Here is a 1,355-nt window from a genome sequence, read left to right on the forward strand (position 1 = left end):
TGAACCGCCCCGAGTTTGATGCACACCTTCTTTCGAGGGAAGGTTGTTCGCATCATGCCGAAGAAGTACGACGAGGAGTTCAAGGCCCGGGCGGTGCGGTTGGTCGCTGACCATGTCGAGGAGTACGACACCCGCACGGCGTGCATCACCGCGGTCGCCAAACGGTTGGGTGTCTCCTACGAATCGCTGCGCCGCTGGATCAACCAGAGCGAGGTCGACGCCGGGGACCGGGCAGGGGTGCCCACCGACGTTGCGCGCGAGAACAGAGAGCTCAAACGTAAGAACCGTGAGCTTGAGGAAACCATCGAAATCCTCAAGGCGGCAACAAGTTTCTTCGCGCGGGAGAGCGACCCGCGACGCCGCTGATTTGTGCGTTCATCGCCGAGCATCGTGCTCGGTTCGGGGTCGCTCCGATCTGCCGCGTGCTGTCCAAGCACGGCTGCCAGATTGCCCCGAGAACGTTCTACGCCTGGCTGGCGCGGCCGCCATCGGCGCGGGCCTTGTGGGATATGGCCATTACTGAGGTGCTGGCCGGCTACTACGAACCCGACGAACACGGACACCGCAAGCCCGAGTCGTTGTACGGCGCGGTCAAGATGTGGGCCCATCTGCGCCGTCAGGGCATCGAGGTGGCCCGCTGCACGGTGGAGCGCCTCATGCGGGACAACCGGTGGCGTGGGGTGACCCGCCGTAAGAAGGTTCGCACCACCATCGCTGACCCGGCTGCCGGGCGAGCCCCGGATCTGGTGGACCGCCAGTTCCGCGTCGAGGCGCCCAACAGGTTGCTGGTAGCCGATTTCACCTACGTCAGACTGGCCGCCGGGGTGTTCGTCTACACCGCGTTCGTCATCGACGCCTACGCCGGGCGCATCGTGGGCTGGACCTGCTCAGCGGGCAAGAGTGATGCGTTCGTGCGGCGGGCAATCCGCCACGCCGCGCAACTCCGGCGTCGTGATGGTAATCCGTTGTCGGGCAGCACTATTCACCACTCGGATGCGGGCTCTCAGTATACGTCGGTGCGGTTCGGGGAAACCCTGTCCTTGTCCGGATTGGTGCCCTCGATCGGATCGGTCGGCGATGCCTTCGATAACGCGTTGGCCGAGACCACCATCGGGCTGTACAAGAACGAAGCCGTCCGCGACGACTCCCCATTCCGTCGCGGACCGCTGCACCGACTGACCGACGTAGAACTGCTCACCGCCGACTGGGTCCACTGGTACAACACCGACCGGCTCATGCACCGCCTGGGCCGCATCCCGCCGATCGAATACGAGACCATCTACTACGCTACGAGCACAGCCCAATCAGAGGCTGCGCACCAATAAACCGGTGTGCATCAAACTCGGGGCGGTTCA

General features: G+C 64.1%; 1 protein-coding gene. It reads left to right on the plus strand.

Annotation, left to right across the window (positions count from 1 at the left end):
• The first annotated feature begins 54 nt into the window (after positions 1–54).
• A protein-coding gene (locus ACJH6I_RS31770) for an IS3 family transposase (protein WP_099048483.1) occupies positions 55–1,325 on the plus strand; the annotation gives its coding sequence in 2 pieces (ribosomal slippage) (positions 55–328 and positions 328–1,325; 1,272 coding nt in all).
• Positions 1,326–1,355 lie beyond the last annotated feature (30 nt).

This window comes from Mycobacterium sp. SMC-13 (assembly GCF_045311035.1).
GTDB lineage: Bacteria > Actinomycetota > Actinomycetes > Mycobacteriales > Mycobacteriaceae > Mycobacterium.